This window comes from Pseudomonas sp. RP-B7 (assembly GCF_059803535.1).
This window is the reverse complement of the sequence record NZ_JAPFHC010000001.1, coordinates 216,596-240,803: the sequence shown is the minus strand read 5'-3', so window position 1 is coordinate 240,803 and position 24,208 is coordinate 216,596. Positions and strand designations below refer to the sequence as shown.

Below are 24,208 nucleotides of genomic sequence, written 5' to 3'. Positions count from 1 at the left end.
AGGCAGAATCTATACATTGATAGCTGAGTGGTGCTTTCAAAATTATCTTGGGAGCGCCTAGCCGAGTTGTACGTTACTCGCCCGACGGCAAAGTTGACCGCGTGATCGATTCCCAGTGCGTACAAACCACTTGCCCAGTGTTAGCGGGCCCCGGTTATGCAACGCTGTACAGCACCAGTGCAAGGATAGGGCTGGATAAGCCCGTATATTTCGATGGCACGCTGATAAAGGCCGAATCGACTGCCGCTGCGGGACTTCCAGAAGAACGATTTACAGGGCTACTGAACTGATTAGCTAGTTCTAGCCTGTCGCGTCGTTCTGAATACCCCAATTTGGTAGAGGAGTCTGTGACCGCTTATGGCCGATTGCGGCCTATCGTCACCGTCAGCATTGGGTCGAACTCTACCGCGTCATAGAAGGTAGCATCCACACCACTTCGGTTCAGCCATACCAAGCACATACTCTGCCCCCGACCGCGCAAGCGAATCCAGCGCGCTACTTTTCGTTTGCGACCGTCTCAAAGGCAGAACGGGCTGTTATTCCTCATTGAGCAGGGGGCCGTCACAGCACTATCCGCTCAACATAATACCTATCCCAGTCGATCAAACTGAATATCGATCCGTCGGGGAAGACGCTAACGTACGTCCGGCTAGCTTCGCTTGGGTCCGGAAAATTACCCAAGAGATCTTGAAGCGACTCTTGGGAGGATTGGATTACAGATGAAATGGCGCGGAGGACTTGAAAGTCCAGGCCCAAGCATGGCTCAAAGCACCAAACGAGGCTGTTACCGATACGCAGATAGTGATCAACGAACGCAAACTTACGGCCGCCAATTTCGACGACAAGAAAACTGTACTCTACTGGCGGGCTTACGTCCGACGTACGCCGCAGCAACCGACCGGCACTATCTGAAAGTCCCATCGCACGAAGCCAGGCAGCGTAGTTTTCCCTGATAACCTGCTCGACAGTCATTGGTAACTCAGATGGCTCAGTGTCATCTCCTTCGGGGTCAACAATGAACATGGCAGAAGGCTCTGACGCATTATCTCGAAGGCAGGAATAAATGACATATCCATTGCTTGGTGCGGGTTGTAGATAGCGCATCCACGGATCAACCTGCTTTTCCAAGGCCTTTTTAAGCACCTTTTTTATGTCGCTAGGGTTGTTTTCTAGCAGTGTAAAGCTGCCTTTGGCCTCGATCAGCACGGTTTCGTGATCGTTCGAAAAAAGGAAGTCCGCCATGCGTTCGTTCTGATGAGCAGCACCGACACTTCCGCTGGGCAAAGAGCTGACGTATGACTTTAGATGCGCGGCAAATTTCAAACCCATTCGATGCGCATAAAGCATGGCCAACCCCTGTCCGACCCGGCCAGTAATGCCAGTCAACGAAAAGTCGTTCAACGCCCGTCCTGCCCCAAGCTTGAGTGCAAGTGGGCAGGAGCCAAAATCTATTATACCGCTTGCCTGGAATAGAAATCCGATTCCGGGCATCGTCAAGTTTCTGGTATCCAGGTAATCCGCTTTCACAACGGCGTGGGCGAGTTGACAACCGCTGAATGATAAATCCCGGTGTTTAGTGGAAACCATGTCTAGCGTTGATCCGTTCGCAAGCCGCGGGCTCCTCACATCACTTTGATTCCACTCATGGACCTCTATGGAGGTATCACGTAGCGAGAGGACGAGTTCCAACAATGCTTTAAACAACATGCGCACTCCAATCTTGGGGTGATGCAGCATACCCCTCCAGCAAGTTAAATGCGCAAATTGCCATCAAAGGCTCGATGATCGATAGCTAATTCAGTCGCCATCCCCAGGGTACATAAACGCCCAATGATGCTTGGCCTGCATTACTCACCAAACGCCTTACGTCTTTCGGCTTAGTCGTCGGCTGCACATTGCCGACTTCCGCCCTCACCCTGACCGGCTGCAGTGGGTCGGGGGCTGCCCTTCGTGGTTATCCACGCCACGCGGCCCACCCCCCCCCGTTTCGCGGATCGCGGGCTGGCTGACCAAGGCGCTCAAGGTGCCTGAATGGCGCCAGTTCCCGCCGGCGGCGTGCGGCGGCGTCTTCAACGGCGATAAACAACCCCTCAATCGTAGCGGGGGTTAGCGCACGTGCGGCTTCCACCCCCTCCACAAAACCTTCTGCGCGCTCTTGGGCCAATGCCAAGGTATGCACATCTGCTGCGCGGCCGAGGCGTGCCAGGTGGTTGGCGAGTTTGGTGCGGACCAGATCGGGCATGCTGACACCATTGCGCGAGAATATGACGCTCATTCTTTCACCCATTATTGTTGAGGTGAGGGATAACGCCAGGAAGGCGCTTCCTGATCGAATTAGCGGTCACTGCGTAAAACCACCGCTGTGGGGGTTGGTGTACCAGCGCAGGGGGGACTGGTTTTCACCGGCCCACAAAAAAGCCCCCACACTGGCTTCAAGTGTAGGGGCCTTTTGAACATAAGCGGCGCTATTCGATGTCACACGAATTTAGATTCACGCAAAAACTGACTACGACTCAGCCTAATTTTACGTTCATTGTAATTTTCGCCGTGAAGACCTTCACGCCCGCTTCATCGTACACGTCGACCGGGACAATCTTATCGCCAGCAGTCGCCCAATCAATCTCGCTACCGTCAGCAACAGCACGAATACTCGATTTAGCCTTTGCCAGGTATTCCACGGTCATGCCCTTGGGAATCCATTTGCCTCCTGAAGGAATTGAAGCATCAGTCATCATCCCACCCGCCAACTCTGCTGCATTGCACAGAGCAATTGCATGAACAGATGAAAGATGGTTCGTGATTTCCTTGCGAAACGGTACGTTCACGACAGCGTGACCTGGTTTTAACTCAGAAATCTCAGGAGAGATAGTGCTGAAATAGGGTGCCATCTGACACGCCAGATTGCTGAACGCAGCTGGACCTACACTATTGAACATGCTCAGAGCTTGGCTCATGGGAAATCCTCAGAATTAAACAGAATTATGTTCTGTTAAAGAACAATATTCTGTAAATTATCGCCGCGTCAAGATGCGCTTTTGATAGCTTGGCTGACTAACCTAAAAATCTGCTCATTTGGCGTTTTTCCCATGCAATCACCAGATCTGATCGAGCGTACATACCCTGGAAGGCGCAGTGATCTGAAACGCACTATTCTCCGGAAAGCACTCATTAGCTTTAACGAATTAGGAATTGAGGCCACGACAATTGAGCACGTCCGTGTTGCGTGCGAGACAAGCGTGGGTGCGATCTATCACCATTTTGGTAATAAGGATGGCCTTATTGCGGCTCTCTTCTTTGCAGCTCTTGAAGACCAAGCGTCACTGCGGAGCGACTATCTGGAAGACGCTGATACTGCTGAGTCTGGCGTAACAGCGTTAGTGTTCAGCTTCGTCGACTGGGTCGACGAACAACCAGAGTGGGCCCGCTTTGTTTTCCAGAGTCGATTTGCCGTTATGAGCGGTCCGTTCAAGGATGAACTGATTTCACGCAACAAAAAGCGCAATCAACAACTGTTGGAATGGATGGAGAGGGAAGATCGAAAGGCCTGTTTCAGCCACTTGCCGCTGGAGCTGATACCGTCCCTAATCGTGGGTGCAGCAGAAAATTACTCCCGCGCCTGGCTTTCAGGCAGGGTTAACAAAAGCCCAAAGCACCATCGCGTGTTGCTTGCAAAAGCTGCCTGGAATTCACTGGTCGCAATATAATCAGCAGCCATAGCCCTGTTCAGTCGGGCTTTGCAAACTTCGGTTTCCTGGTGGGTAGCGTCGAGTCTTTTTTGGGTCTTGGGTCTTGGGGCTGTTGGCGCTTGCCTGGCTGCTGAGAACGCTGACTACACCAACGCGGTACAGCTGGATGTTGGTCTCCAGGCCTGTCGAGCTGTAGTGATTGCGCAGGTTCAACTCCGACCGCGACTTGCTTTCGCCGAAGGTGCAGCCGGCGACGAGGTCCAGGGTGGGCCAGGTCGGCCGAGACAGCCTTGACCTGCCCGGGCGGGGGGAGGCTACAATGTTCTGCTTGACACGCAGAAGTTTACCGGTGCCGAGAACCCGCTACCTATCAGCGGCAGGGCCTGCAACGACTCGCTAGTGCGCTCGATGGCGACGATGTCTTCGTGCGCGTCAGGCTTATGCACCGACCTGGTTTTCGGCTTCGACTCTTCGTCGATGGGCGGCCAGGAGCGGATGGACATATCGGCGATGAGAATTAGGCTGCGACCTTTACCGTCCGGTTGACCATCGCCGTTGTAAGCGCCAATATCCAACTACCCCTGTATGGGGTGCTAGGGGTCGAGTGTTCGAATCACTCCGTCCCGACCATATTTTTCAATGAGTTAGCCCAATCTGAAAAGGTTGGGCTTTTTCATGTCTGAAAAAATACTCCCACATTTACTCCCACGGATATTCTGGATCTAGTTAGCTTCGACGTCTGAGGGGGTGTAATGGGGCACTGCCTTGTCTCTGCTGATCTACGCCTGTCAGTGCTACAGGTTGGAGCCCGCTTGTGGCCGAGCTACCGGTCGCGACAGGATACTATCTACCAAATGTAGCCTTTAGTCCTCGCTGCATCCGAACATGCTGGTGATTCACAAGCTGGTCCGCGGCACCGAGTACCGACAGTTATGGAATAATGCATTCACGTGGCGGTTTTCGGGGCTTTCTAATTCTAAGCGGCGTGAGCCTAAGGAGGGCTTTGGCAGTCGGCTCCACTCAAGCAAGCCCGATGTGTTCCATTGAATGGCAATATGGCATAGTGGCAGCACAAGTGAGTTGTATGCTCGCAACGTGGGCGCAACGCCGAAAAAGAATATTGCCGAAGCTCCTCATGCCCAAGAAAACGGCCCCAAATCAACTCGTCGTCAAGCGCGGAGCAGTCCCTCCCTCAGTGTATCTGATGCATATATCGGATAAAGAATGGGAGCTTTTTATCGAGGATGCTTGCCGGCATGGCGGAAGGTATTTTCAGGTTAAGCGGCTGGGTAATGCCAATGACAAAGGACGGGATGTAGAAGCGCGCTTCCAGGGTGCACTTGTGGCTGATGGTTGGGACCTTTTTCAAGCAAAACACTATAAAGACCGATTGACGCCCAGTGAAGCCTTTCCGGAAATAGCTAAATTTCTTGGCCATTTACTGTCGAAAAGTTACCCGGTTCCTCGTAAGTATTATTTTTGTGCCCCTCTTAATGCAGGGCCTGATCTTCATGATTTGCTGGCTGACCCTCAAAAGCTTCGCGAAACGTTTCTTGCTGCATGGAGATCGGGTTCCCAAGGCCTAGGGCCTGAGAAGGCGAAGCTGACTCCAGAGATGGAGGCGTTTGTGATCGCGTTCGATTTCAGCCGTTTCGAAGAGTACTTGGTTCATGACCTCCTTGCATGGCACGAGCAAGATTCCTCCGCACACTACAAGCTATTCGGCATCGAGCCTGAGCGCGGTGACGATCCCGAAGTGCCGAATGAAGCTCAAGCATACGAGATGGTGTATGTGACTGAGCTCCTTAATGTGTATGGTGAGCTCGATGGTACGCCAATAGCATTGAAGGATGTTCTCGACTCAGAAATTTACAACGACCATTTTGCTGCTGCTCGCGAGACTTTTTACTCTGCGGAAGGGCTAAAACGGTTTAGCCGCGATATTTACCTAGAGGACGAGTTCGCAAAACTTCTCGATATGGTTAGAAAAGGGATCAAGCTAAAGGTGTACAGCCCAAGTTTAAAAACGGGGATGGAGCGCCATGATGCAGCCATAGGTGCAGTTAGTAGCGTCGCTCTCACAGATAGTGCTCTGCATCCTCGACTTCGGGGCGGAGATTTGCCGGGCACATGCCATCACTTAGTTAATGACAAGCACTTAAAATGGGTTCGATAAAATCAAGGAAGCAACCCGAACTGTTCAATACCCCTTTCGAGCTGGGGCTAAGGATGGTTTACCTGCTGTCAGCGCTTCGACCTGAAGGCGCTGATCTTCAAAAATTGGTGTTATTGGATTATGCAATTGTGTACTCGAGCGACGTCGGAGGGCCCGATAGTCTTCATACTCCAGTACCCTTTCGTAACGCCGAGTTGTTCAGCAGACGTGAGCGAATCGAGCAGGGTTTGTACCTGATGAGCACGCGTGGCTTGGTCGATGTTGTACTGGATGATCGAGGTATGACCTATGTGGCTGGGCCAAGCAGCTTCACGATGGTTGGCTCCCTATCCTCAAAGTACTGGCGAGAGCTCGAGACTAGATGCAGGTGGGTTGCAACTCGATTCGGAGCAAAAGAGTCAAGCGCGTTGCAGAGTGAGTTCGCTGAAAAAGGGCACCTGTGGGGTGCCGAACTTGAGACCGTAAGGAGGCTATTGTAGACATGGCTGTCGCGCTTATTCAGCTGAAGGCATCCGGACCGGGAAAGCCAGACGCGCTCATTGATTTTAAGTTTCCAGCAACACTCGTCCGTGGGCCAAGTGACACGGGTAAATCCTACATTCGCGACTGTTTATGGGTACTCCTTGGTGGCGAGAAAAACCCCAAGAAAATCCCTCAGGCAACCGGATACGACACCCTTACCTTGCAGCTGGATGGTGATGGGCAGTTGTATGAAGTTCGCCGGGCATTGGCTGGAGGGGAGACAAGGCTGAGCTCATTTACATTAGCCGCGGACGGTGTGCATGCTCGTGAGGAGCTTGAAGAAGATATAGGTGATTTTCTTGTAAAAATGTCGGGTGCTGCTGGCAAGCTTTTACTTCGATCTCGTGCAAAAAAGGGATCTGTAACGGGCGGGGATTTACGTCACTGGTTTCTTCTATCGCAGCCGAACATGATCAGTGAAGACCCGACTAGTGGCCAGGTGGTATCGGCGACTCAGCGTATTGCCGCATTCCACATGTTCATCACTGGCAGCGATGACGCTGCGATTGAGCTGACCAAGTCAAACGCGGAAAAACAACAGATTGTTGGGAAAGTATTAGGAGCCGAAGAAAGCTTAAAACGAGTGCGATCGGAACTGCCATCCGATCAGAGCCGTGACGAGATAGTCGATGCTCTTGAAAGGGTCGATAGCGTTCTAGGAGCCATGACACAACGTTATGATGAGCGGGCGTCGCATCTGCGTGATGTTCGTGAGCAGATTTATAGTGTCGAAAGACAACTGATCGATGCTCGATCCAAACGTGAGCACAGTCGAGCTATGGCCGACCGTTTTGAGTTGCTTGATGAAAAGTATCGTAGTGATAGTGAGCGGCTAGGCGCAACCTGGGAGGGTGTGTCTATGTTTCAAGCGCTAACTGAGGTGCCATGCCCCTTGTGCTGCGCTCCGCCTGGAGTGCAAACCGATCAGCGACAGCTTATTCAAGGCAATCAAGATCTCTACAGACGAGCCCTGAAGGTGGAGCTGGAAAAAATCTCTGTTTTACGTCACGGATTGGCTGATGCCCTGAAACGCGAGCTCCAACGCGTTTCGGAGATTGATGCCCAAAGCCGAGAGTGGAGCGAAAGCCTTAAACAGTTGGAACAAGAAGAGCGTAAACGTTCAGCATCAACGCATCAGGAGTTCAGCGGAGATCCTAAGTCTCTAGCCTTGCGTCGCAGTGAGCTTTCTGAATATCTAGCCAAATTCGAAGAGGAAAGCCACCTAATCGCCGAAATTGAACGCCTGTCAAAATTCAAAGGCGGCAAGCAAACGCGTCTCGAGCGTAATGTCGGCGATGCCGCCACAGATGTAGCTTCGCTTGCAAAGGAGTATTTGCATGCTTGGGGTTTTGAACTGATCGATTCTGTATTGCTAGATGCGAATGTATGCGACCTCACCATTAACGGTCGTGCACGCCTTGATTTTGGTGCAGGTAAACGATCCATTTTCTTGGCAGCGCTAACCGTTGCCGTAATGGCTCATGCTATAGAAAAGGGGTACCCGCATCTCGGATTCGTCGTCATTGACTCGCCTTTAAAGTCTTATGCTGACCCCAAAAGTAAGGAGCAGCGAGATGTTGCAGTCCTCACGGTAACTGACCGCTTCTATAGCTGGCTTGCTAATTGGTCCGGCCCGGGCCAGATCATCATTCTTGAAAATCAGGATCTGAAGCAGATCGCGCGTGAACTGCTTAAACCTATTGAGTTTGTTGGAGATGCAGGGGACGAGGGACGTACTGGTTTTTACCCGTAGGGTCAAACAGGTATTGAAATTATGCAGGTCGAGAAAACAAAGGGATTAATGACAGCCATTGAGCACCACGGGAATTAATCTGTTTCGATTTTAAGAAAAGGGTTATCGGGTGGTATCAATTCAAAAAATAGCTTCGGCTCCTTAATTAGATACCCCTTCAGGATGGTTTTCTTCCTAGGGCCTTGCACTTGGCACGCCCAGATATTCAGACCGTTGTCTCGCTTCCTGTGGATCTTCAGTTTCTCAAACTGCTTCTGCACCCAGCGCCATTCTTCAACTTCTTGATCGGCCCCCTGTGAGATACCAGGAAACTCCTGCGCGTAGCGTTGGAAAAGTCCCGGCGTGACCAGAAATACGCTGCCACTCACCGTGTGGATTTTGGCCTTGCTGTCATTGATGACCAGCTTGTGGCTCAGGATGCCTTCCTTGACCCAACTCAGGAATGCTTGACCAGGGTTGTCCGATGAGGAATTTGAGATTTCGAGGATGCCTGCTGACGATGTGTCGCTGACCTCAGGCTCTTCCAGCTCGAACATATCCAACAGCGTGCCGAGGTAGTCGGCATCTTCCATCGCCAGTGGCTCGGGCTGCGATGGGCTTTGAGTTGATCTTGTACTGACTGTCTCGGGCGCAGGTGGTGGTACCGGAACGGCAGTCGGGTGGTCATCGGCCGCAATGCTCACCGTTCCGCTGAAAGCTTCAGGGCGGTCCTCATTTCCCCAGATCAAAGCCGGTTGGAGTCGCAGAAAGGTGAAGGTTTTTTGCCAGTTTCCCTGGGCGACGAGTGCGGTCCAGATGGCTTTGCCTTCGGGGGTCGACTCGACCAGCCGATGCGATTGCAATTCGTCGAACACCGCTATGTTGGACGTGGGAATACCTTCGATCGATTGCGACAGCAAGTAGGCTCGCAACTTGTCGGTGACCGTTTTGCTGACCAGCCACAGTGCGTCCTGGGTCAGCCATGCTGCGGCACCTGGCTGGTTGAGTTTCAGCTCGTGCTGAACCAGATGACGCAGTCCGCTGATCAAGTGGTGTTGCAACGAATGAATCGGTGTTTGCAGCGCCTTGCTTGGGTTACCTCCGATATTCTGCGCGGTGGAGACACGGTCGGCTTGAATCACCAACTCGCCCAGCACGCCGGCACGTTCGTACTGGCCGGCCAGGACATACAGCAGGCTAGCCCACAGTGACGGAAATCCACTGAGCCAATCCAATATCGGCCTGTCGAGAATCTGGGTGTAGAGCAAACCCGCGGCGGCGCCATGCAAATGGTAATCCCGACCCTTGAGGTAACGAAAACGGTAGGGTTGATCCAGCGGACCCTGCCAGGGATGCCAGGGACTACCATCCTGGCGTTCGACCAGCAGGTCCACGGCGATCTTGCCGATGTCATGCAGCAGGGCGCCATAGGCGATGCCAGCCGACCAGGCATCGGTCTGGGCGGCTTGGTCTTCGGGTGCGGCACCGGTGGGCAGCAGATAGGATTGGCGCAGTTTCAGACTGCAGGCTACCAGTTCTAGGCCATGGTCGAGCATGCCGCCGAGATACGCATGATGGTGCGTCTCGCTGGCGGGCAGTTGCTGGACCCGTTCGGCGTAACGATGGATCGGATTTAAATAGAGCTGGGTGAATTGGGCGTGGGAGAGGGCGGTGTACTGCCAGATGCGATCGAGTAACTGGCGGCGGTGCTCCGCGGCTAACAAGCTGTGGGCCGACTCGATCGGTAGGTAGCCTTCGGCGATGCTCACGGTCGGTGGCGGAGGAGGCGTCTGCCTTTTGCGGCGAAACAGGTTGAGCATCGTGACCTCCGGGAAGTGGCTGGGTCAGTGGCCTTTTAGCCTTTTCGGATAGGGCTCTTACCCTTGAGTCCCCATTCCCTTCTAACCCTTACCCGTCCTTTTGGCTGGTGTCCCTTTGTGCGGCAATCGGAATATGGATACTGCTAGGCATAGTTTTGTTGGGGGGCTAGTACGGAAAAGAAAAGAGTCGGTACACTGCGGTGCATATTTTTGGGTCTTGCCATGAACCTCACTGACGCCACGCTCGTGCTGCTGCTTGCGGCACGGATCCATGGGACCGACGAAGCCGTCAGGGCTTCGGCGAAGAGCGTGGTCAAGAAGTTGCCGCGCAGTAAACGCGATCTGATCTACAAGGTGATCGATAGCCGGAGTCCGCTCGAGCTGGTGGATTTTCTGGCGCAGAACCTGGATACATAACGGCATGCTGCGGGTGTGCGCCCCTCTGTTGTTCTTTGCGTGAGGGGCTCGCAGCGTAATGTCGTCTGTTTTCAGGGAACAGAAAAAAGGGCTCAACTCGCGTTGGGCCCTGTGAAACGTTTGCAGTGGTGAGGTAACAATTAAGCTCCGTCGTTCATGCATAGTGAGTCATCCAAGACCGCTTGCTTCAGTTGCTGCTCCAGGTGGAGAACATACTCCGAGGCGCTTCGGGCGTGTCCACTGGCGCGAAAGATCGCACGCTTGTCAGCCTTGAGCAGGCCGAGCCAGGAATCGATGTAGCCCTCGTGCCGCAGCTCTCCCTGTATACCGGTGTAGGCACATAAAAACGCAGCGCCCATTTCGGCGATCAACTCCTCAAAGGCGTAGCCTGGCGAGCCGAACGGACAGGATGAGGTCACGCCTTCGCGCTGCAACCGAGCGTGATGCCCAGTCCAGTGCGTCAGCTCGTGCAGTGCGGTGGCGTAGTACCCACCTTCGTCGTGAAATTGCGCTTTTGTCGGCAGTTGGATGAGATCCCTGATCGGGTGGTAAAAGGCTTCGTCGGTAGATCGATGAACGATGTGTGCACCCGAACTTAACAGCAGGTTTTCCGCAGTGCTGTTGGGCTGGAAGGGATCACTCTTCTCCGTCTCGAGCAGGGTTTCATTGAGCATTTCGACCCCCTCCGTTTGCTCGATATTGAACAGAAAATGCGTCCTGAGAATGCCAAAGTAAGCGACCTTGGGCTGACCGTTTTCATCGAGTACGGGTTGGCCTGACTCGGTCTGTTCCTCGCGCTCCATCGGCTTGTAGAGCACTGCTAGGGTACTTTGCTCTCCCTTACGGATGTACCCACCGGCTTTTTTGGCTTGGTTGAAGGTCAGCCAACGATCTTGAGTGAACCCCTGCAACCTGGCCTCGGCCCAGAGCAACGGTAAATTGATCCCCGAGTAGGGACGATGCGTGATGGCGTTGATGGGGTAGGGTTGATGACCGATGTAAGCTGAGCCACTTGAGGACCAGGGTTTGATCCAGGGGGCAACGCCTTGATCCAAAGCGGTCACGATCTTGTCAGTCACGTCTTGGTAGATATCGCGCATGGCATTTTCCTCGAGAGAAAACGGAGGAACGCCTTGCCCGTCGGGGAGGGTTCCCCGGTGGGTGATGGTTGGATTGATGCAGGGCTTGCATGCCATCTGAGTGTGGATCGGGGGGCCGAGTACGACCGTATGCGTTTAGCGTTGATGTTCTCCTGCAAGCGCTATCAGCAAGGCGTTAGGCTGGCCTGGCTCGAGGAGCAGGCTTAGGCTCAGTTGCAGCAAGGGGTTTTGGCGTGGATGACCCGTTGACGCGATGTGGGCTACCTCGAACACCACATAGGGCTCGTGTGGAGAGGTCAGGTGAGCCTCGAAAGCTGCGCGCAATACGTTGCTCAACCGATCGACCTGCAGCTTCTCAGGATGACCTGAGCGCTCGAGCAGTACTGCGCGTTGCCACGCGCCAGGAGTGAACACAATGGGCAATCGAAGGGTGTTCAGAGCTTCGGGTGTAAGTGAGTCGGACATGGTGTGTCTCCGTTGAAAGCGCGAAGAGACCATCCCGTGGGGGATAGAATTTCCCCGCAGTGGGTTGAAGAAAAACAAGAAGGTTTGCCTGGCGAGCAGAGCTCGGAAGGCGCTCAGGAGAGCAATAGGCGTTCATCACCGTAGAAACGGTCACCGTGCGAGCCACCGAACGCTAATCGCACTTGGGGAGAACCATCAGCAAAGTGACGTAGCCTTGAAGGCTCTGGCTACCTGGGCAGGGTACTGTCGATAACAGCGATCCGTACCTTGTATTTAACCGGACGATTTATATGGGTCAATCGCTGTAGAGACGCTGTTTCACGCGGCTAGTCTTCTGTCTTCCAGTGAAGATTATTCGGCCGGGTAAACTGATAAACGGTCAGGCACGGACCGTTTTCAGTAGTAGGCTGTTATTCCTGTCTCAACCATGAAAACGCTCAGAAGAGGGCGAGACCATGCCGACTCAGCAACCTGTTCAGAATTCATGTGCCCACCGCTGGGCGTACGCATGTGGCATGTCGGTAAAGTGTGGTTACCGTAAGTTGAAAATGTTTGAGTCCCGCGTAGCTGAGCGTGCGGTGGCGGCAGGTATGCCCGCAGGTAAATTACTTGTTCGCGGGAGTTTTTGGATTGCCCAGTTGACCCTGCTTGGTGCATTTCTTTTTGTTAGCTTCTGGTTGTTTGTTCTGGTGTGCACATTCGTCGCATTAGCAGCTATCCCAGTTCAAGATTCAGACACTCCAGATATTGATGATCTCGATGATCCAATACATAGGACGTCTTGGCCTGAGCGGTACGATAAATGGGGTTCACTAAAGTAACTTCGTGGTTATTTTGAGCCCGATTTACCTGAAATAATTCTTGCACCGCTCATCAACTGAGAGGTTCCGTTAGAGCTCGCTGTCTGTGCTGCGTGGGTTCCCCTGCTGAGCATTCCTTCTACGCCTGAACCTACGCTATATCCGGCCCAACTCATGGTGGCTAGAAAAACCATCGGCAGCACGATGAACATCGCCCCCATCACATACTCAATTACCTGCGCCGTGACCGTCCCATCCATAAACCCGGATGTGGGCAGCGATAACAACACTTGATTGGACGCCGAAACCTGGTTGTACAGCGTATCGAGCATGCTGGAGTCGACCCAGCGGGCGAGTTCCCACCAGAAACTCAGCATGTGCAGCGTGAACAGCGCGAACGTCACGGTCATGACAGTCTTCAGCTGGTAGGTACTGACCAGCAGGATCAACGGCAAGCTGATGATGACGCCCATGATGAGGAAGGCCTGCACCATCGGCAGAGCGGCGCGTAGCGCATTCATCGCTGGGAAGTTGCTGAAGGAGCCGAGGGCCAACCCAGTGTTGGTGGCCAGGTTATTGAGCCCCTGATTGATCGAGCCGCCACGAGCGCTAGAGCCATAGTCCTGGTATACCTGTCCGGGCGACATGGACATCGATTGCTGGCGCGGGCTGACCAGCTCGCGCAAGGTGGCATCCTCGATCTTGTTGCTCGAACGGCCAGTCAACCAACCTTTCAGCTGAGTCAGCAGCGAGGGATCGACCTGCTCGATCAAACGTTCGCGTAACCCAACACCGCTATCGCTCCACCACTGCTTGCAGGTGGGGTAGCCCGCACCATTCTCTAATCGAGGCAATGAGGCATCGCGGTTTTCGTCATACGACCAACTGACTCGCGGCGTGCGTGAGCGATCGGTGTCGTAATAGCCAGGCGTATCGAGAAAATAGCTTGAGCCGATCCAGGACGCGTCGTGACTTTTTGCCTTGTCCAACTGCGGGCGATTGGTGAATAGCCGAGAGCGGGAATAGCCATAGCAATCGCGAGTGAAGTCGGCAACTTCCTGCAGCAGTACCTGACTGTCGATGCGCGAGCTGTCGATCTCCATGCGCATCTGCCGGATATCCGGCGCACAGGGGATGGAAGCGGTGGCCGCCGCGGTCACGCCTTTGCTCAAGGCATGCACCAGAAACCACCAGATTGGTACGTTAGCGGAGCGTTCGCCGATAGTATTGAAGGTCGTCCCCCAGGCGGTTTCCGTCGGTTTGGCCACACTCACGCCGCAGCGCTGACTCGCCGCATCATCGAACGTCATTGACGAGAGGCTCAACGGAAAGACCGGCGCGCAACCGAACAACACGACGATGTAGGCCAGCCACAACCGGTTCTCGATCCGCGGCACCGAGAGCAGTCCCTTGTTGCCTTCATCCGCGCCTTGCTGACGGGCAGACAACCATTCCTGCAAGATGATTGCACCAAAGGGCGCGGCGAACAGCCCGGTGTCGGACAGGACACTCCAGAGGCCGTTGTTGATGATCCAGGCCAGCAGGGAGAGGTAAAACTCCAGGTAGCTGTTGGTGCTCATGAGCATGGTGGTGACCTCACAGTCGGGAGAGTTCGACGCAAGTAAAGAGCACGAGCCCTAATGCTCCGATGCGTTTCACGCGCAGTCGCTCCTGTGGTCGATGTCGGTAGCGCCGAAGCAGATCCCACCAGAGCGCAAAGAGGGCGACGTAGAGCAGGACGCGCCACCACCGCAGATAGGGCCGTACGGATTCGAATGCCTGCTGCCAGACCTCGAAACTGCCCAGCGCAGTGCGGCCGATCCAGGCGACCAGTGCGGCGCTCAGGATCATCACCGCGGCAATCCCCAGACCTGAAAGCAAAGTGAATAGGAGTGAGCGTTTCATGGCTCACTTGCGCCTGGCGTCAGCATCATTGAGTCGTCCCGGCTCCGGGTCGCCTTGCTCGACGGTGCGCGAAGCATCGGCACCACCGGCATGCCGATCGAGCACCAGGCTGGCGGTGTTGGTGGCCAACATCTGCCGGACCTGCAGTTCGGTCTGCAGCAGGCGTATTTCGCGCTCCAGAGCGTCGATGTTTTTCGTTAAGGCGGTCTGGGCCGGTTCGGCGGAGGCGATGTTGGGTTCGTGGCTGCCCGCCAGTAGCGTACGCAGTAGCAGGAGCGCCTTGTCGAGTACGCTGGACAAGGCCGTCTCGCTGGCCAGACGCCGTGCCAGCAGATCCTGGTCGGGATCATCGCGCAGGGCTTCGATCACACCACGGGTCACCGGCAGCATCGGGCTGGAGGCTTTAGCCAGATTGTCAGAAGTAGGCGGCAGAGAGCCGGACAGCAACCCTTGCAGGGCCTTGAGGCGTTCGCTGTAGGCCTCCTGGATCAGCGGCGTCAATCCGCTGCCAGCGGTCGCACGCAGGGTTTCGCAGGTGTCGCAGGTCGCGACTTCGCTCTCGCCCAACACGCGAACAGCCCATTCGGTTTCCTCTTGGGGCGAGGCCCAGGTCTGGCAAATAGCGCCGCCTAAGCAGTCGCTGCTACTGATTGAGTCACTGTCGTCCACCGTCCGGTTATGCAGCAGGTTGTAGCCCGCGCGCACTACGTCGGAGGTCACCCGGATGGGCGTCTGCCCGCTACCTCCAGCCTTCTGCCCGCCGACCCAGGACACCCCATTGTTGCCGTTATGGGTCTCGGTATTTTTTACCGCAGCCACCGCATCACCGCCGGTTTGCTCCAGATTGCCCTGCATTTCTTGGTTCTTAGCCAGCGCGCCCCAGCCGGCTTGACCGACCTTGTCCGCCATCTTTTCGGCCATGGCCTGGCAGGTCAGCTTGGAGCGGTCGAAGTCGATACGCCCCTGCATCACCCCGTTGCTGAGTAACTCATAGAGTCCGGGGTTGGCGCGCTGGATGATCAATGCTGGCAGCGACATCACGGCTTGGCTCGCGTTCTGCACAATGCTGCCCATGATCTGCTGGAAACCTTCGGTGGCACCGTTCAGCTGGTTCTGCAGGGTATTGGTGAGGCTCATGTTTCCGCACATCATGTTTGCTCGCCAGGACCCGCCGACACCGAGACCACTGGGTCGGTAGAGCGAACTCGGTGAGCCGACTGCCGAGCCGCCACCAATGGTGTATATCACTCGGTCGTCGAGTACTTCGCCTTGAGTACCCAGGCGGTAATCGCCCTCGGCGGCGTGGGCATGAGTGGCCATGGCGAGCAGTCCGTAGAGCGACAAACTCACCACGCCCAACCATGGTCGCGCGCGAAGTCGATTCATGAAGCACCTCCTTCGAAGTCGATGCTGAAAAGGAAGGTCTGTCCCTCACGTTTGCAGCAGCTATAGGGCCGCCACAGTGACCAGGCGTAGCCGCCATCCGCGCTCTGTACCGGATCGCTGGGGAAGATGGCGCATGTGGGCTGCACCTGGGGGTAGAGCAATTGCCATTTGTGGGTCGAAGCGTCGTTTTCAACGATCGGACCCGGCGGCCAGTAGCCGTCGCGTTTGGCGGGCGTGAGTGGTAAGTACGCATGCGGCTGCCAATTGCGGGTAATCACATCGCCGGCCCGTTGCGCCATGACTGCGGCCGCCTTGAAATCGTCGGGCTGCAACAGAAAACCCTGCCGGGGATAAACGTTGCCCCACATGTTTCCTGAGGCCTGACGACCGATTTCACGGATCCCCGGCATGAGCGACTCGGGGTAAAGACTTTCCGGAATGCCATGGCGCCAGGCCAGTGAGTCCAGGGTGCTCAGGTAGTAGGGCATGAACGCAGTTGCACCGCTGGGGCAGGCATAGCCGGATTGCGAAGCCAATTGCGTGGCAGCCCAACCTCCGGGGTGGCCGATGCCATCAACGTTCTTGAAGCGGGGCAGGTTGTCGCGCTGGGTGTTCGGCGTGATCAGGTTGCCGCCACCTTCTGCACCACTGATGGGAGCGGAGAGGGTAGCCATCTCGGTCCATGGGTTATTGCCGGTGGTGGCGTAGCTCGACACCACCAGCTCAGGAATGAAATGACGAACCTTGGTCGAGGTCTTGACTGTGCAGCCGAAGGGCGTGCAGAGGAGCCAGAAACAAATGCCGACGACCCTGTAGGCGAGGCAATTTGGCGAAAGCACGGAGGACGTGATGCTGGCGGTGTCCAGCGCCACGCTTGGGCCGCACGCCAGCAGGACGCTCAGCGCCAGGGGCCGTAGCTTTGTGGGCGAGATTGACGAGCAGGCAACAGGCATGATCCAGGCTCTCGGTGTATGGCCTGGGCAGGTTCGATTACGGACTGAAGACTGTCAGTGGAAATTATGAAGGCGGGTCTATCGGGTTTGTGAGACGTGAGACTATTATTTGACGTGAAGGGCGCTGCGCAGGATGTCGGGGTCCACAAGTAACTGATCTGCGGTAATTTCGAAAATATTGGCGAGCTTGCACAGGACCAACAGCGACGGATTGCCCGTGCATCGTTCGATCTGACTGACGTAGGTGCGATCCACCTCGGCCATGAGCGCGAGCTGCTCTTGGGTCAGGCTTTTCACGCGTCTCATCCAGCGGATGTTTTCCGCCAGATGCAGACGAAGCTGTTCGTAGTCTTGAGTCATGCGCGCAAATTGCGCTCTGAGGGACTCTCAATCCACGGGATATAGTCTACATTGGTATTGATCTAGGCCATTTGATGCTCATGCCTGTTATCGAGCATTCATTTGGTGTCGTTAAGCTTTTCGAAGCTGGGCCCAGCGTCTAACAAAAAATCAGAAATCTAGGGTGTGTATGGACGAAAACTACATTTCAATTCCGGCGGCGGATGGTAGCCCAAGTCTTCTGACGCCTTGGGGCAACGAATTTGCCCCGATGATCGAACGTGGCGTGCAATGCGCTCAGGCTTGGCTTGATACGCCCGGCGAGATTCCACTGTGGTGGGAGTTGGCGCAAGCGCGCAAAACCTTTCCTGTCGGTGACTGCCAGGATGCCTTTGAAGCCGGATTCTTGTTGAGGATTCAGCAGCGGCTAAGCAGTGTTTCGCCCAGCCCAAATCAAAGCTGAGAAAAACGACGTTTAAGACGCGTTCATACTCATGCTTGAACGGCTCCCGGAGTTCAGCAAGCGTTTCGGCTGCTGAAGCCCCAATACCAGCGCTCTCGCAGAGTTGGTATTGGGCAATCGCCACCAGCTTCTAGTTAACCGCGTCTTTCAGCGACTTACCGGCTTTGAAACTAGGCGTCTTCGCGGCTGCGATCTTGATGATGGCCCCAGTCATGAATTTTCAGTACGACTGAAGAGAAAGTTGCGATAAATCAGTAGGTTAGCGAAATTTATTCCATTCTTTTCGGGGTTTTTTCACTTTAAATGAAATTGGCGAAGGTTTTGATCTTTTTATTTGAGTATCTATGCGCCGTGCCCGTCCACCCAATTACGCTGAGACGAGTTGCTCCTCTCGCCGAGCCGCTCCCAGTGAGTCACCATTTCAAAGCCGATTGGTTAATTCGACGATAATTAGGTGGTCATTAGCAACGTATTTAGGTGGTTAAGTAGGGGTAATGTCGCAATATCAACTAGAAGCAGGGGGGCCCATAAGCGCAATGTCGTTCAGCGACAACGACTTGAAACGCAAAGCGAAAAGGTAGGAAAAGTTGGGATCAAGAAGTCGCCGAGGATAGATACAGTCCTGAAAATTAGCCTGCTCTGGCAATTAATAATATTTCAGCTATCTGCTTGTTTAGTTGCGCGATTTTTACATTGCCTGAGGCGTGGGCACCAACGGTAGTTCCGGTAATAAGGCTTAGAAACTGTGGAAGAATAATGTCTGCCTTTTCGGGTTCCACGAACAGGGACAAGCTCGCCATAATGAAGTTAGCCCATTCATCGAAATGCACGCTGACTTTGGCGCGTAAAATTTTCGATGCGTCATCATTAAAGTCATTCAGACCGCGAGCAAATGCGCAGCCTCTGAAATCTTGCTCTGAAAACCAATACTCAAGGAAATCAAAAATCGCCAAAAGTTCAGCTTTTGGGTCGCCGCCAACTCGCGCAGCGTACTTATTAAGGTTCGTAAATCGAAGCCAATGCCAAAAATCCAAATAGGCAGCAGCTTATGCGCATTGGGGTCGACCTGGCCAAGAACGTATTTCAGATCCACGGTGTGGATCGCCATGAGAAGCCGGTCTGGCGGCAGCGTCTGTCTCGTGATCAATGGCTGCAAACGGTGCTGGAGAAGATCGAACCTGGTTGTGAGATCGGCATGGAGAGTTGCGGTGGCGCCCATCATTGGGCGCGGCAACTCGAAGCTCGCGGATTTCGAGTCAAGCTGATCGCCCCCCAGTTTGTTAAACCTTATGTCAAAAGCAACAAGAACGACATGAACGATGCCGAGGCGATCTGTGAGGCGATGATCCGTCCCACCACGCGATTCGTCGCCATCAAGACGATCGAACAACAGGATATCCAGGCGACTCATCGCATCCCAATGTGGCCGCTATTGCGTTGGCCAACAAAACTGCACGCATGGCTTGGGCGATGCTGCGTTACGGCACTGATTACCAACCGGATCAGGCAGCGGCCTGATCCATTTACCCAACGTGTTCTACGAGAGAAACAACTCTTAACCACGATTGCAAAGCAACCTGAACGATGGCAAACCGGTCGAACCGGCGTCGGCAAAACCCTCTAATGTCTAAGTGCGAAAAGCACGAAAAAGCAATCGGGAGCCGACGCGCGAATAGCCCATCATGGCCCTGCATCGAAACGATGCTGTATTTAGAGGCCGAATATACGTGTGCAGTCGGCGCGGTAGCCAAAGCAAAGGGGCTTGCAATGAGGAGTAGTCCATATACAGACGTTCGCGATAGTCAGTTGCCAACAGTGATCACTCGCGAGCGTCCCATCGCTATCTCAAAATGGCCCGGTGAAACTTGGGGTACGGGCAAGAAACTGGTTATCCCGCCATCTCAAGCATTGCCGTTGTGCGCCGACACCTGTGATCCGGATACGCTCCTAGCGCGTCGAAGTATATGTAATACAGCAAGTGCAGCTACCACCAGCCCCGGTGAAGCTGCTAGTAATACGCCCGTGCTACCGGCCCCGGCGGCCAGAATCTGCCCTGCCGCCAGAGGCCCGCTGACCGAGCCTAGACGCCCGATTGCCACTGCCGCGCCAACGCCTGTCGCTCTTACTGCAGTTGGATAGAGTGGTGGTGCCAAGGCATAGAGCACCAGTTGCGCCGCCAGGGCGAACAGTCCGGCGGCAAATCCCGCAATAGCCATGGCTATGACCCCGACTGCCAGGCCAAGGCCCGCCAGCGCAGCCAGCAATCCTCCATAGATGCACAAAACAACTCGCACGGGATTTACCCGATCCAGCAACACGCCGCCAAGCAATGAGCCGATCGCCCCGCCAACGTTGAACAGCATCTGGACCAACCCGGCGTCAGACTTGCTGAAGCCTTGGTCGAGAAGCAGCGACGGCAACCAATTAAGCAGCATGTACATTACGGTGAGGGTAAAGAAGTAGCTCAACCACAGCATCAAGGTTGCACTGACACGCCCTTCCCCGAAAAGCGCGGTAGCAGTCGAAAGGCGCTCATCCGGTCTCGTTGTGAGCTGGAAGGCCCTTGATTCGGGCAACAGCATCAACATCAATGGTACAGCCAGTAAAGGCGCCAATCCACCGATGATGAACGTCAATTCCCATTGATCGTGGGCGAACATCGCCACCAATGCGGCCAGCGCTCCACCCAGAGGTACGCCGGAGTACATGATGCTGATGGCGGTACTTCGACGCCGTTCGCCTACAGCTTCTGCGCACAGGGCGATGAGATTGGGCAGGGCGGCACCGAGGCCCAGTCCGGTCATGAACCTGGCAAGTAGCAGTTGTCCGTAGTTACCCGCAAAGGCGGTCCATAGTGAGAACACCCCAAACAGGATGACCGCCGCCACCAGGACCTTCTTCCGTCCGATACGGTCCGCCAGCCAGCCGCCGAAGAAAGCCCCTGGCAGCAGGCCTATGATGCTTGAGCTAAATACCCAGCCAAGCATCATCGCATCGAGCTCGAAGCGTTGCCGTAGGCCGGCGGCGGCTGTGCCGGCCGATTGCAGATCGAATCCTTCGATCAGTGCGACGGCGAAACATAGGGCAATAGTCAGCGTCGGACGACGCGATGAAGAATGCATGGCATGACCTCAGTGTTGTTTTTGTTCTGTAGCGGTAGCACCCCCCCGTGGGCAGAAATAAGATTAACAAACACAACTAAAATCACAGCATTTTTTTCTGTCGAGACTTTCACGGGTGTGGAGCTAGCGCCAGCAGGCTGTGTGCACTGAATTCAGGCTGTCATGAGGAATAGATAATGAAATTAATGTTCGGTTATCGGCCATTTTTTACGGTCGTCTTGATACCTGCGTGAGCTCGAGAGTCAGGCCCGATTTCGTAGGACAGATAACCGAAATTCCAAGAATGCTTAGACTTGATAGACCTTCTTCAGCAGACGCAAAAGCTCCGTACGTTCATCTTCGTCAAGTGCTGCAGTGGCGTCCCGGTCGCTTTCGGCGGCGATCTTTTTGAGTTCCTTGAGGAGGTTTTCACCAGCCTTGCTGAGGAAAATGCCGTAGGAGCGTTTGTCTGGCTTGCACCGAATGCGAACCGCAAGCGCGCGCTCCTCCAGTTTGTTCAGCAATGGCACCACTTGCGGTGGTTCGATGGTTAGCGCCCGGGCCAGATCTGCCTGCATCAAACCGGGGGTTTGCTCAATGATTGCGAGTGCGGAGAACTGGGCCGGTCGCAAGTCATGCACTGTCAGGCAACTGATGAGATTTTGAAACAGCTTGAGCTGGGCGCGGCGCAGGGCGTAACCAACCAGATCTTCGAGCGATGCATCCAGCGCCACTGCGGGCTCGGGTGTAGCTTCGTTTTTGCGGGCGGACCTGACCATCGAAAGGGGGTTCCTGGAGTCATGAGTAAAAAAGTTACCCATTCTGCCCGTCCGGGTAGCCTATGGCTAGCAAGCGGACTGCGGACACTTGGGCCAGCGGAGAAGGCAAAATGTAATTTTCAAATAGTTAATTGACATAACTAATTTGCTAAATTAGCGTGCACCTCATCGCCCACGAACAACAAGAGTGCATCTCCATGAGCAACTACGAAGGCCGCTGGACTACCGTAAAGGTCGAACTGGAATCCGGCATCGCCTGGGTCGCCCTGAATCGACCGGATAAGCGCAATGCTATGAGCCCGACCCTCAACCGTGAGATGGTCGATGTGTTAGAGACCCTGGAACAGGATTCCGCGGCTGGGGTGCTGGTGTTGACTGGCGCGGGTGATTCCTGGACTGCCGGGATGGACCTTAAGGAATACTTCCGTGAGGTGGACGCAGGCCCGGAAATCCTCCAGGAAAAAATCCGCCGCGAAGCCTCGCAATGGCAGTGGCGACTGCTGCGCATGTATGCCAAGCCGACCATCGCCATGGTCAACGGCTGGTGTTTCGGTGGTGGCTTCAGCCCGCTGGTGGCGTGTGACCTGGCGATCTGTGCCGACGAAGCCACTTTCGGTCTTTCTGAAATCAACTGGGGCATCCCGCCGGGTAACCTGGTCAGCAAGGCTATGGCCGATACTGTCGGGCACCGCCAGTCGCTGTACTACATCATGACAGGCAAGACCTTCGGCGGGCAAAAGGCCGCCGAGATGGGACTGGTAAACGAAAGCGTGCCCCTGGCGCAACTGCGTAACGTCACCCGCGAGTTGGCGCAGAACCTTCTGGAGAAAAACCCGGTGGTGCTGCGCGCCGCCAAGCACGGCTTCAAGCGCTGCCGCGAACTGACCTGGGAGCAGAACGAAGACTACCTGTACGCCAAGCTCGACCAATCGCGCCTGCTGGACACCGAAGGCGGTCGCGAACAGGGTATGAAGCAGTTCCTCGACGACAAGAGCATCAAGCCCGGCCTGCAGGCCTATAAGCGCTGAAGTCGATGGGCAGCACCTGTAAAGAGCTGCCCGTTTCTGCGCGCTTTTGACGATTTCCGATAACGATAAGAAAGAGGAATGAGCATGTTGCAGGTGCCTTTGTTGATAGGTGGGCGCTCGTGCCCTGCCAGTGATGGACGAACATTTGAGCGGCGCAATCCCGTCAGCGGAGAGGTAGTGTCGCAGGTCGCCGCTGCCACGCTGGCCGATGCGGATGCTGCGGTCGCCGCGGCCCAGGCGGCATTCCCGGTCTGGTCGCGGCTGGCACCCAATGAGCGACGCAGCCGCCTGCTGGTTGCCGCCGAACAACTGCAAGCGCGTAGCGACGAGTTCATCGCCGCGGCTGGCGAGACAAGCGCCATGGCCAACTGGTATGCCTTCAACGTCAAGTTGGCTGCCGGCATGCTGCGTGAAGCGGCATCCATGACCACCCAGATCACCGGCGAGGTGATTCCGTCTGACGTGCCCGGCAGTTTCGCCATGGCATTGCGCGCGCCGTGCGGCGTAGTGCTGGGCATCGCGCCGTGGAACGCCCCGGTGATCCTAGGCACTCGCGCCATCGCCATGCCCCTGGCCTGTGGTAACACGGTGGTGCTCAAGGCGTCGGAACTGAGCCCGGCGGTGCACCGGCTGATTGGCCAGGTGCTGCAAGATGCCGGTCTTGGCGACGGTGTAGTTAACGTGATCTGCAATGCCCCAGCGGATGCTCCAGCGATCGTCGAGCGACTGATCGCCAACCCGGCGGTGCGCCGGGTCAATTTCACCGGTTCGACCCATGTCGGGCGCATCGTCGGCGAATTGGCGGCGCGTCACCTCAAGCCGGCGCTGCTGGAGCTGGGCGGTAAGGCGCCGCTATTGGTGCTGGATGACGCTGACCTGGGCGCTGCAGTGCAGGCCGCCGCGTTCGGCGCCTATTTCAACCAGGGGCAGATCTGCATGTCCACCGAGCGCCTGGTGGTGGACCAGCAAATTGCCGACGCCTTCGTCGACAAGCTTGCGGCCAGAGTCGCCGGGTTACGTGCTGGCAATCCGCAAGACCCGGCATCGATACTCGGTTCGCTGGTGGACAGCGCCGCCGGTGAACGGATCAAGGCGCTTATCGATGATGCCGTGGCGAAGGGCGCGCGCCTGGTCTGCGGTGGCCAGCTGGAGGGCTGCATTTTGCAGCCGACCTTGCTGGACAACGTCGATGCAAGCATGCGCCTGTACCGTGAAGAGTCCTTCGGGCCGGTGGCAGTGGTGCTGCGTGGCGATGGCGACGAGGCCCTGCTGGCGTTGGCCAACGACTCCGAATTCGGCCTGGCGGCAGCGATCTTCAGCCGCGACACCTCCCGCGCCCTGGCCTTGGCGCAGCGGGTTGAGTCGGGAATCTGCCATATCAACGGGCCTACCGTGCACGACGAGGCGCAGATGCCTTTCGGTGGGGTGAAGTCCAGTGGCTACGGCAGTTTCGGTAGCCGCACGGCTATCGACCAGTTCACGCAGCTGCGCTGGGTCACGATGCAGCACGGTCCTCGGCATTATCCCATCTGACGC

Annotated in this window: 24 protein-coding genes and 2 pseudogenes; 11 read left to right on the top strand and 15 right to left on the bottom strand. The window is 55.5% G+C overall.

The window, feature by feature from the left end; genetic code table 11:
• Positions 1 to 47: 47 nt before the first annotated feature.
• Positions 48 to 290 (top strand): SMP-30/gluconolactonase/LRE family protein, encoded by a 243-nt coding sequence (locus OPU96_RS01080; protein ID WP_267863854.1) that lies wholly within the window; start codon positions 48 to 50, stop codon positions 288 to 290.
• Positions 291 to 561: 271 nt separating this feature from the next.
• Here OPU96_RS01080 and OPU96_RS01075 read toward each other — a convergent pair whose 3' ends face one another.
• The 3 genes from OPU96_RS01075 to OPU96_RS01065 all read right to left on the bottom strand — a co-directional run bounded on the left by OPU96_RS01075 (position 562) and on the right by OPU96_RS01065 (position 2,954).
• Positions 562 to 1,737, bottom strand: a complete 1,176-nt coding sequence (locus OPU96_RS01075; RefSeq protein ID WP_267863855.1) for a hypothetical protein — start codon at positions 1,735 to 1,737, stop codon at positions 562 to 564.
• A gap of 217 nt (positions 1,738 to 1,954) precedes the next feature.
• On the bottom strand, positions 1,955 to 2,275 hold the full coding sequence (locus OPU96_RS01070; protein WP_498558502.1) for a hypothetical protein: 321 nt from the start codon (positions 2,273 to 2,275) through the stop codon (positions 1,955 to 1,957).
• 238 nt (positions 2,276 to 2,513) lie between these two features.
• Positions 2,514 to 2,954 (bottom strand): hotdog fold domain-containing protein, encoded by a 441-nt coding sequence (locus tag OPU96_RS01065; RefSeq protein ID WP_267863857.1) that lies wholly within the window; start codon positions 2,952 to 2,954, stop codon positions 2,514 to 2,516.
• A gap of 132 nt (positions 2,955 to 3,086) precedes the next feature.
• Between OPU96_RS01065 and OPU96_RS01060 the strand changes: the two genes are divergently transcribed.
• The 4 genes from OPU96_RS01060 (at position 3,087) to OPU96_RS01045 (ending at position 8,137) form a co-directional block, all read left to right on the top strand.
• Entirely contained in the window at positions 3,087 to 3,704 is a 618-nt protein-coding gene (locus OPU96_RS01060; RefSeq protein WP_034104203.1) for a TetR/AcrR family transcriptional regulator, read from the top strand.
• Positions 3,705 to 4,821: 1,117 nt separating this feature from the next.
• Entirely contained in the window at positions 4,822 to 5,862 is a 1,041-nt protein-coding gene (locus OPU96_RS01055) for an ABC-three component system protein (RefSeq protein WP_267863858.1), read from the top strand.
• The gene (locus OPU96_RS01050) at positions 5,850 to 6,341 is read left to right on the top strand and encodes an ABC-three component system middle component 2 (RefSeq protein WP_413705288.1); all 492 of its coding nucleotides are present in this window, start codon (positions 5,850 to 5,852) and stop codon (positions 6,339 to 6,341) included. The genes OPU96_RS01055 and OPU96_RS01050 overlap by 13 nt, the downstream gene beginning before the upstream one ends.
• A 2-nt stretch (positions 6,342 to 6,343) precedes the next feature.
• Entirely contained in the window at positions 6,344 to 8,137 is a 1,794-nt protein-coding gene (locus OPU96_RS01045) for a hypothetical protein (RefSeq protein WP_267863859.1), read from the top strand.
• A 74-nt stretch (positions 8,138 to 8,211) separates the two neighbouring features.
• Here OPU96_RS01045 and mobH read toward each other — a convergent pair whose 3' ends face one another.
• Complete coding sequence (gene mobH, locus OPU96_RS01040; RefSeq protein WP_267863860.1) at positions 8,212 to 9,936, bottom strand: MobH family relaxase; 1,725 nt, start codon at positions 9,934 to 9,936, stop codon at positions 8,212 to 8,214.
• Between the two features lie 222 nt (positions 9,937 to 10,158).
• Between mobH and OPU96_RS01035 the strand changes: the two genes are divergently transcribed.
• Complete coding sequence (locus tag OPU96_RS01035; RefSeq protein WP_020300924.1) at positions 10,159 to 10,353, top strand: DUF7740 domain-containing protein; 195 nt, start codon at positions 10,159 to 10,161, stop codon at positions 10,351 to 10,353.
• Positions 10,354 to 10,493: 140 nt separating this feature from the next.
• Here the strand turns inward: OPU96_RS01035 and OPU96_RS01030 are convergent, their stop codons facing one another.
• Positions 10,494 to 11,453, bottom strand: coding sequence for an ArdC family protein (locus OPU96_RS01030; protein WP_267863861.1), 960 nt, complete (start codon positions 11,451 to 11,453; stop codon positions 10,494 to 10,496).
• A gap of 135 nt (positions 11,454 to 11,588) precedes the next feature.
• The gene (locus OPU96_RS01025; protein WP_044269229.1) at positions 11,589 to 11,918 is read right to left on the bottom strand and encodes a hypothetical protein; all 330 of its coding nucleotides are present in this window, start codon (positions 11,916 to 11,918) and stop codon (positions 11,589 to 11,591) included.
• Positions 11,919 to 12,373: 455 nt separating this feature from the next.
• Here OPU96_RS01025 and OPU96_RS01020 point away from each other — a divergent pair, with 455 nt between their 5' ends.
• The gene (locus tag OPU96_RS01020; RefSeq protein ID WP_267863862.1) at positions 12,374 to 12,739 is read left to right on the top strand and encodes a DUF3742 family protein; all 366 of its coding nucleotides are present in this window, start codon (positions 12,374 to 12,376) and stop codon (positions 12,737 to 12,739) included.
• A gap of 8 nt (positions 12,740 to 12,747) precedes the next feature.
• Here OPU96_RS01020 and OPU96_RS01015 read toward each other — a convergent pair whose 3' ends face one another.
• From OPU96_RS01015 to OPU96_RS00995, 5 genes are all read right to left on the bottom strand, one after another.
• Positions 12,748 to 14,304: a conjugal transfer protein TraG N-terminal domain-containing protein gene (locus tag OPU96_RS01015; RefSeq protein ID WP_498558501.1), complete on the bottom strand. Its 1,557-nt coding sequence runs from the start codon at positions 14,302 to 14,304 to the stop codon at positions 12,748 to 12,750.
• A gap of 10 nt (positions 14,305 to 14,314) precedes the next feature.
• On the bottom strand, positions 14,315 to 14,623 hold the full coding sequence (locus OPU96_RS01010) for a hypothetical protein (protein ID WP_498558500.1): 309 nt from the start codon (positions 14,621 to 14,623) through the stop codon (positions 14,315 to 14,317).
• Positions 14,624 to 14,626: 3 nt separating this feature from the next.
• Positions 14,627 to 16,009 carry an integrating conjugative element protein gene (locus tag OPU96_RS01005; protein ID WP_498558499.1) on the bottom strand — a complete coding sequence of 461 codons (1,383 nt, stop codon included), beginning with the start codon at positions 16,007 to 16,009 and terminating at the stop codon, positions 14,627 to 14,629.
• Positions 16,006 to 16,962 carry a TIGR03756 family integrating conjugative element protein gene (locus tag OPU96_RS01000; protein WP_267863866.1) on the bottom strand — a complete coding sequence of 319 codons (957 nt, stop codon included), beginning with the start codon at positions 16,960 to 16,962 and terminating at the stop codon, positions 16,006 to 16,008. The genes OPU96_RS01005 and OPU96_RS01000 overlap by 4 nt, the downstream gene beginning before the upstream one ends.
• 105 nt (positions 16,963 to 17,067) lie before the next feature.
• Positions 17,068 to 17,322, bottom strand: a complete 255-nt coding sequence (locus OPU96_RS00995; RefSeq protein WP_267863867.1) for a helix-turn-helix domain-containing protein — start codon at positions 17,320 to 17,322, stop codon at positions 17,068 to 17,070.
• A gap of 169 nt (positions 17,323 to 17,491) precedes the next feature.
• On the opposite strand from OPU96_RS00995, the gene OPU96_RS00990 reads away from it, so the two are divergent.
• Entirely contained in the window at positions 17,492 to 17,764 is a 273-nt protein-coding gene (locus OPU96_RS00990) for a LasR-specific antiactivator QslA (protein ID WP_063321025.1), read from the top strand.
• Between the two features lie 130 nt (positions 17,765 to 17,894).
• Here OPU96_RS00990 and OPU96_RS00985 read toward each other — a convergent pair.
• Positions 17,895 to 17,975 (bottom strand): annotated as a pseudogene (locus tag OPU96_RS00985) (HU family DNA-binding protein); the annotation flags it as partial.
• A 418-nt stretch (positions 17,976 to 18,393) separates the two neighbouring features.
• Positions 18,394 to 18,798, bottom strand: coding sequence for a hypothetical protein (locus OPU96_RS00980; protein WP_267863868.1), 405 nt, complete (start codon positions 18,796 to 18,798; stop codon positions 18,394 to 18,396).
• Between the two features lie 14 nt (positions 18,799 to 18,812).
• Between OPU96_RS00980 and OPU96_RS00975 the strand changes: the two are divergent.
• A pseudogene (locus tag OPU96_RS00975) lies at positions 18,813 to 19,181 on the top strand (IS110 family transposase); the annotation flags it as partial.
• 484 nt (positions 19,182 to 19,665) lie between these two features.
• On the opposite strand, the gene mhpT reads toward OPU96_RS00975, so the two are convergent.
• Positions 19,666 to 20,886 (bottom strand): 3-(3-hydroxy-phenyl)propionate transporter MhpT, encoded by a 1,221-nt coding sequence (gene mhpT / locus OPU96_RS00970; RefSeq protein ID WP_267863869.1) that lies wholly within the window; start codon positions 20,884 to 20,886, stop codon positions 19,666 to 19,668.
• Between the two features lie 287 nt (positions 20,887 to 21,173).
• Positions 21,174 to 21,644, bottom strand: coding sequence for a MarR family winged helix-turn-helix transcriptional regulator (locus OPU96_RS00965; protein WP_267864043.1), 471 nt, complete (start codon positions 21,642 to 21,644; stop codon positions 21,174 to 21,176).
• 197 nt (positions 21,645 to 21,841) lie between these two features.
• Here OPU96_RS00965 and OPU96_RS00960 point away from each other — a divergent pair, with 197 nt between their 5' ends.
• Together OPU96_RS00960 and OPU96_RS00955 are read left to right on the top strand one after the other, a co-directional pair.
• Positions 21,842 to 22,672, top strand: a complete 831-nt coding sequence (locus OPU96_RS00960; protein WP_267863870.1) for a p-hydroxycinnamoyl CoA hydratase/lyase — start codon at positions 21,842 to 21,844, stop codon at positions 22,670 to 22,672.
• Positions 22,673 to 22,756: 84 nt separating this feature from the next.
• A complete protein-coding gene (locus OPU96_RS00955) occupies positions 22,757 to 24,205 on the top strand; it encodes an aldehyde dehydrogenase (protein ID WP_267863871.1) in 1,449 nt (482 codons plus the stop codon).
• Positions 24,206 to 24,208: the final 3 nt, after the last annotated feature.

Coding starts and splice junctions, on each gene's coding strand:
- OPU96_RS01010 (WP_498558500.1), bottom strand. CDS start 14,623: ATGAAACGCTCACTCCTATTCACTTTGCTTTCAGGTCTGGGGATTGCC.
- OPU96_RS01020 (WP_267863862.1), top strand. CDS start 12,374: ATGCCGACTCAGCAACCTGTTCAGAATTCATGTGCCCACCGCTGGGCG.
- mhpT (WP_267863869.1), bottom strand. CDS start 20,886: ATGCATTCTTCATCGCGTCGTCCGACGCTGACTATTGCCCTATGTTTC.
- OPU96_RS01050 (WP_413705288.1), top strand. CDS start 5,850: ATGGGTTCGATAAAATCAAGGAAGCAACCCGAACTGTTCAATACCCCT.
- OPU96_RS00965 (WP_267864043.1), bottom strand. CDS start 21,644: ATGGTCAGGTCCGCCCGCAAAAACGAAGCTACACCCGAGCCCGCAGTG.
- OPU96_RS00990 (WP_063321025.1), top strand. CDS start 17,492: ATGGACGAAAACTACATTTCAATTCCGGCGGCGGATGGTAGCCCAAGT.
- OPU96_RS01035 (WP_020300924.1), top strand. CDS start 10,159: ATGAACCTCACTGACGCCACGCTCGTGCTGCTGCTTGCGGCACGGATC.
- OPU96_RS01065 (WP_267863857.1), bottom strand. CDS start 2,954: ATGAGCCAAGCTCTGAGCATGTTCAATAGTGTAGGTCCAGCTGCGTTC.
- OPU96_RS01005 (WP_498558499.1), bottom strand. CDS start 16,009: ATGAATCGACTTCGCGCGCGACCATGGTTGGGCGTGGTGAGTTTGTCG.
- OPU96_RS01045 (WP_267863859.1), top strand. CDS start 6,344: ATGGCTGTCGCGCTTATTCAGCTGAAGGCATCCGGACCGGGAAAGCCA.
- OPU96_RS01025 (WP_044269229.1), bottom strand. CDS start 11,918: ATGTCCGACTCACTTACACCCGAAGCTCTGAACACCCTTCGATTGCCC.
- OPU96_RS00955 (WP_267863871.1), top strand. CDS start 22,757: ATGTTGCAGGTGCCTTTGTTGATAGGTGGGCGCTCGTGCCCTGCCAGT.
- OPU96_RS00960 (WP_267863870.1), top strand. CDS start 21,842: ATGAGCAACTACGAAGGCCGCTGGACTACCGTAAAGGTCGAACTGGAA.
- OPU96_RS01060 (WP_034104203.1), top strand. CDS start 3,087: ATGCAATCACCAGATCTGATCGAGCGTACATACCCTGGAAGGCGCAGT.
- OPU96_RS01075 (WP_267863855.1), bottom strand. CDS start 1,737: ATGCTGCATCACCCCAAGATTGGAGTGCGCATGTTGTTTAAAGCATTG.
- mobH (WP_267863860.1), bottom strand. CDS start 9,936: ATGCTCAACCTGTTTCGCCGCAAAAGGCAGACGCCTCCTCCGCCACCG.
- OPU96_RS01055 (WP_267863858.1), top strand. CDS start 4,822: ATGCCCAAGAAAACGGCCCCAAATCAACTCGTCGTCAAGCGCGGAGCA.
- OPU96_RS01015 (WP_498558501.1), bottom strand. CDS start 14,304: ATGCTCATGAGCACCAACAGCTACCTGGAGTTTTACCTCTCCCTGCTG.
- OPU96_RS01070 (WP_498558502.1), bottom strand. CDS start 2,275: ATGAGCGTCATATTCTCGCGCAATGGTGTCAGCATGCCCGATCTGGTC.
- OPU96_RS00995 (WP_267863867.1), bottom strand. CDS start 17,322: ATGACTCAAGACTACGAACAGCTTCGTCTGCATCTGGCGGAAAACATC.
- OPU96_RS01000 (WP_267863866.1), bottom strand. CDS start 16,962: ATGCCTGTTGCCTGCTCGTCAATCTCGCCCACAAAGCTACGGCCCCTG.
- OPU96_RS01030 (WP_267863861.1), bottom strand. CDS start 11,453: ATGCGCGATATCTACCAAGACGTGACTGACAAGATCGTGACCGCTTTG.